We start from the raw sequence: 5,498 nt of genomic DNA on the forward strand, positions 1-5,498 counted from the left end.
CGGCGATGATAAATTCAAGTCCAAAAATGAGTTTGTTGGTAAAATCTCTACGTATTGAATTGTAGGTAACTGATTTTTGGTGAATCACTTCAAGTCTGAGAACACCGATGATAGCACGAACACCACCAAAAATTATCAGAAGAGCTCCGGCGGTCTCGAAGGCAAGAACAAAGTAATGAAGAATGATATCAATCGCTTCCATATTCCTGATATGGATCATGCACCATTTATTAAGTATACCATACTCTTCTCAGATATTCTCATGTAGGAAGGGGTAAAAGAAGTTATCAGGAATGTACCATGGTGAAAAATGGAAGAGTTCAGGATATGATGAGGCTGATGGCACAGAAAGTCCGGTCTATTGCTGATGCCATCGAAGATGAAGAGGTGGATGCGTTCACCCATGCAATTCTCAATGCCAAACGCATCTATGTGATGGGTGCCGGAAGATCCGGGCTTGTTGCAAAGGCATTTGCGATGAGGCTGATGCATCTTGGTCTCAAATCATTTGTTGTCGGGGAGACGATCACTCCTGCAATCGAACAATCCGATATGATAATTGCCTTCTCCGGATCCGGCAACACGAAGACGATCGCAGACATCTCAGAGACGGCAAAAGAGATAGGAGCCACAATTGGCCTTATTACATCGAATAAGGAATCACGGATTGGAAAGATCGCCGATGTTATCGTTGTCATCGAGAGCCAGCGTGACGCCGTCACTGATGACTCTCATGAGTACGAAATCCGTCAGATGATGGGGGAACACAAGTCTTTTGCCCCACTCGGCACCATCTTCGAGACGACTGCTATGATCTTCTCAGATGCTGTCGTCTCACGGTTGATGGAGATCACGCAGACCTCTGAGGGAGAACTGAAGAAGCGACATACCAACATTGAGTAAGGGAATCCATATGAAATTTGCAGATAGGGTACTAAATCTTGAGATCTCTGGTATTCGGAAGATCTTTGAGTCGGCAGGGCCAAATGCTATCAGCCTTGCACTCGGTCAGCCCGACTTTGATACACCTCTTCATATCAAAGAGGCTGCGATTCGGGCGATACAAGATGGTAAGACGGGATATACGCAGAACTCCGGAATCCCGGAACTCAGAGAGGCGATCTCTTCCAAGTTCAGGAACGAGAACGGACTCAGGTATTCACCATCAGAGATCATCGTCACCGCAGGTGCAAGTGAGGCACTCCATATAGCAATGCAGGCTATGATTAACCCTGGTGACCGGGTGGTCTTCTCTGATCCTGGTTTTGTCTCCTATGGTGCCCTTGCAGAACTGGCAGGCGGAAGAGCAGACCCGGTTCCACTCGGAGAGGATCTTCGGATCGACCTGAACAGAACCTATGATGCGATAGATGGTGCAAGGATGGTCGTCCTGAACTCTCCGGCAAATCCGACCGGTATCGTCGAATCAAAAGATACGATCCGTGGGATCGTGGAATATGCAGACGATCAGGGGACAATCGTCATCTCCGATGAGGTCTATGAGCACTTCATCTATGAAGGAAAACATTATAGTGCTGCGGCCTTTGGAGACAATGTCATCACTATCAACGCTACCAGCAAGACCTATGCAATGACAGGATGGCGGTTAGGTCTGTTGGCGGCTCCGCTTGAGATCGTTGAGGAATGCATCAAGGTACACCAGTATGTTATCGCATGCGCCCCTTCAATCTCCCAGTATGCGGCCCTTGCAGGATATACCGGCGATCAGAGTGTCGTCACAGCGATGCGGGATGAATACCGTATACGCCGCGATATGATGGCAGGTGGCTTGAAAGAGATGGGCTTTGACTTCAAAGTTCCTGAAGGTGCATTCTACCTCTTCGTCCCGATGAGAAAGGAGCAGATGGAAGCGATCATCTCAGCGGGTGTAATCATCGTTCCTGGCACTGCATTTGGAGAAAAAGGATCAGGATATGCACGGATCAGCTATGCTGCATCACAGGATGCCTTAAAAGAAGCACTTAATCGGATACGAAACGTTGTATAAGTGATTATTGTGGTACTTGAATTACTCAAACGGCTCTCGGACGCACATGGAGTGTCTGGGTATGAGCAGAATATCGTCGAGATGATCAAAGGTGAAATTGCACCCTATGTTGATGAACTCTCGACCGACTCAATGGGCAACCTGATCGCAGTAAAGAGGGGCGGTGACTTCAAGGTGATGCTTGCGGCCCATATGGATGAGATCGGGTGCATGGTCCAGTATATCGATGATAAAGGCTTCATCAGATTCATTACTCTTGGTGGATGGTTCATGCCTGCACTCTATGCACAGCGGGTCATCCTTCATGGAAAGAAGGGGCAGATCATCGGTGTGCTCGGCGGAAAACCTCCCCATATGATGAAAGATGAGGATCGGAAGAAGGAGCTGAAACAGGAGGAGCTCTTCATCGATATCGGTGCCTCATCTGCAGAAGATGTTGCCAACCTCGGAATTGAGATAGGCACCCCGATCACCATCGACAGAGAATTAAAAGAACTCGCAGGCGGTCGGTTAACCGGAAAGGCATTTGATAACCGGGTCGGATGCGCGATGCTGATTGAGACGCTCAAAAAGCTCGACTCGCCCCATACCATCTATGCGGTCTTCACCGTCCAGGAAGAGGTCGGGTTGAAGGGAGCAAAGACGAGTGCTTATGCCATCAACCCTGATTGCGCCATCGCAACCGATGTCACGATCCCAGGGGACCATCCGGGCATCGACAAGAAAGATGCGAGCATTGAGATGGGAAAAGGGCCTGTCATCATCATCGTCTCCGCAAGCGGGAGAGGTCTGATATCTGATCCGAAGATGGTTGCATGGCTCCGCTCCACAGCAGAAGATGCAGGTATTCCTCACCAGATTGAAGTTGGAACCGGCGGCAATACAGATGCAACGATCATCCATCTCGAACAGGGTGGGATTCCAAGTATTCCCCTCTCGATCCCGGCCCGGTACATCCATTCACCGGTTGAGGTTGTGGACTTAAACGATATTAAAGAAGGCATCCGCCTCCTCTGTGAGGCACTGAAAACAAGACCCTGAAGAGGAATTTATTCCTCTTCTTCCTCTTTTTTAATCGTCTTCATTGATGGGAAGAGGATCACTTCTTTGATCGAGTTCTGACCGGTTGCGAGCATCACAAGCCGGTCGATTCCGACACCCACCCCGCCAGTCGGCGGCATACCATATCCAAGCGCGTTGATGAAGTCATAATCGATCATCTGTGCTTCGAGATCCCCACGCTGGCGTTTTGCATCCTGCTCTTCAAATCGTGCCTTCTGATCAAGAGGGTCGTTCAGTTCAGAGAACCCGTTTGCAAGCTCCATTCCGGCAACGAATAGCTCAAAACGCTCGGTGAAACCGGGCTTTGACCGGTGCTTCTTTGCCAGGGGAGAGTTCTCTATCGGGAAGTCGTATATGAAAGTCGGCTGAATGAGGGTTGCCTCGACAAAATGCTCAAAGAAGAGGACGAGGAATTCACCCGGAGATATGGCCTTCTCCCATCCGTCAATCTGATTCTCTTCTGCGATCGCTCTGAGTTCAGCAGGTGATTTTGTATGGATATTGATTCCGGCAACATCAAGAACCGCATCTTCCATAGAGATCCGCTTCCATTGTGGGGCGAAGTTGATCTTCTTCTCATCGAAGGTTACCTCGTATGTGCCTGCGGCTTCCAAAATGATTCCGGAGATGAGGTCTTCTGTGAGGCTCATCATATCGTTATAGTCGGCATATGCGGAGTAAATCTCCACCATTGTAAATTCTGGGTTGTGATGGGTATCGATATCCTCGTTTCTGAAGTTCTTGGCGATCTCAAAGACCTTCTCAAAGCCACCAACGATCAACCGTTTCAGGTACAGCTCAGGTGCTATCCTGAGGTAGAGTTTCTGGTCAAGGTAGTTATGATATGTCGTAAACGGCCGGGCATTTGCACCACCATAGATCGGCTGGATCGTCGGGGTTTCAAACTCCATGAAGCCTGTTGCATTCAGGTCCGATCTGAGTTTGCTGATGATCCTGCTCCTGGTGCGGAATATGGCCCGTGCCTCGTCATTTGTGATCAGATCAAGGTACCGCTGACGGTACCTGGTCTCTACCTTTGTTAATCCATGGTACTTCTCAGGGAGAGGGCAGATGGATTTTGATAGGAGAGTAACTTCATCTGCCCAGATGCTGATCTCACCCACCTTTGTCCTGAATACATGACCCCTGACACCGACGATGTCTCCAACATCGATGTTCTTTGTGAAGAATGTGAATGCTTCATCTCCGAGATCATTCTTGCGGATATAGAGCTGAACCTTCCCGCTATCATCTCCAAGATCGGCAAATACGGTCTTGCCATGTGACCGTTTCGTATAGAGTCTGCCAGCGACAGCAACCGCTTCTTCACTCTTATCATGGGAGATCTCAGAAAACTTTGAGAGAACCTCATCTGTTTTATCAGTTCGATCGAAACGCCAGGGGTAGACGGAGACCCCGCTCTCCTGCAGCTCTTTGAGTTTCTGCACTTTCTGCTCGTCAAAATTCAGACCGGGTGTTTCATTCATGGAAATAGTCCTCTGTGATTATAGGATCGTCTTTGATCCGATGATAATGACCTAATAAAATTGAATGGAAAAGTATTAAGGTGTAAGGGTGGAGGGAGATCCACACCGTATAAACAATCAGAAATTACCGGGATTTTGCCTGGACTCTCGGCTCAATGATCGACCAGATCATATCAGCGAGCTCACGGACATTCTTCGTCTGGATATAGATCTCGCCAGGACCAGTGATCTCGGTGACGAGCCCTTCACCTGATAGTAGGGTCTCTTTCAACCCGCCAAACTTCGTCACACGGTACTGACAGGTATCGCTGAAGGCGACAAGATGGAAGTTATCGACGATCATCTTCTCACCTGGTTTCAGTACATGTTTATCGATTGCGCCAAAGGTATTGATGAAGAGTGTCCCCTCACCTGAAACCCTGATCATCAGAAGACCCTGGCCAAAGAGCCCTTTTGTAAAGCCTTCCCACTTCATATCAAGGTCAACACCACGTTCAGCCGCGAGATACGAGGCTTTCTGAATGATATAGCCTTTCCCGGGACCTATCTGAAGAGTGTCAACATCACCAAGCGGCGCAGCACTGAATGCCGCATCTCCAGCCTCGTTTCCGGCGGTATAGTCGGTGACAAAGAAACTCTGTCCTCCAAGAAGTGAGAGGCCGAGCGATCCGAGAAGGCTCTTCTCACGTTTTCTCGTCGATACAGTGATTGAGGGGTGCATATAGGTCATTGCCCCTGCCTCAGCAGTGATACTCTCCCCGGGATTGAGTGTTACCACAAGGAGCGAAAAGGATGGTTTGTACCGAATTTCATACTTCATCTGATCTTCACCAGTATTTCTGTATCTGCGGGGAAGAAGATGAAGTTTGTCAACGACCCAACAATTGTCTCTTTGCTATTTCAGGTGGGTAAGGTCAACTACCCCGCCCTGAAGGACGGGG

General features: G+C 48.9%; 6 protein-coding genes. 3 read left to right on the forward strand and 3 right to left on the reverse strand.

Annotated features, from left to right (window positions below):
- The coding region (locus tag Q7V06_RS01225; protein WP_304836881.1) for a DUF1622 domain-containing protein at positions 1 to 202 on the reverse strand (202 nt) is incomplete at its 3' end.
- A 128-nt stretch (positions 203 to 330) separates the two neighbouring features.
- On the opposite strand from Q7V06_RS01225, the gene hxlB reads away from it, so the two are divergent.
- From hxlB to Q7V06_RS01240, 3 genes are read left to right on the forward strand one after another with little or no spacing between them, the layout of a single operon-like run.
- Complete coding sequence (hxlB, locus tag Q7V06_RS01230; protein WP_304836896.1) at positions 331 to 903, forward strand: 6-phospho-3-hexuloisomerase; 573 nt, start codon at positions 331 to 333, stop codon at positions 901 to 903.
- Positions 904 to 913: 10 nt separating this feature from the next.
- On the forward strand, positions 914 to 2,008 hold the full coding sequence (locus Q7V06_RS01235; RefSeq protein WP_304836884.1) for a pyridoxal phosphate-dependent aminotransferase: 1,095 nt from the start codon (positions 914 to 916) through the stop codon (positions 2,006 to 2,008).
- Positions 2,009 to 2,017: 9 nt separating this feature from the next.
- Entirely contained in the window at positions 2,018 to 3,049 is a 1,032-nt protein-coding gene (locus tag Q7V06_RS01240) for a M42 family metallopeptidase (RefSeq protein WP_304836887.1), read from the forward strand.
- Between the two features lie 8 nt (positions 3,050 to 3,057).
- On the opposite strand, the gene lysS is transcribed toward Q7V06_RS01240, so the two are convergent.
- Both lysS and Q7V06_RS01250 read right to left on the reverse strand, forming a co-directional pair.
- Positions 3,058 to 4,557 (reverse strand): lysine--tRNA ligase, encoded by a 1,500-nt coding sequence (gene lysS, locus Q7V06_RS01245; RefSeq protein WP_304836890.1) that lies wholly within the window; start codon positions 4,555 to 4,557, stop codon positions 3,058 to 3,060.
- A 124-nt stretch (positions 4,558 to 4,681) separates the two neighbouring features.
- Positions 4,682 to 5,377 (reverse strand): TIGR00266 family protein, encoded by a 696-nt coding sequence (locus Q7V06_RS01250; protein WP_304836893.1) that lies wholly within the window; start codon positions 5,375 to 5,377, stop codon positions 4,682 to 4,684.
- Positions 5,378 to 5,498 lie beyond the last annotated feature (121 nt).

The sequence above is a fragment of the Methanocalculus sp. genome (assembly GCF_030651615.1).
Taxonomy (GTDB): Archaea; Halobacteriota; Methanomicrobia; order Methanomicrobiales; family Methanocorpusculaceae; genus Methanocalculus.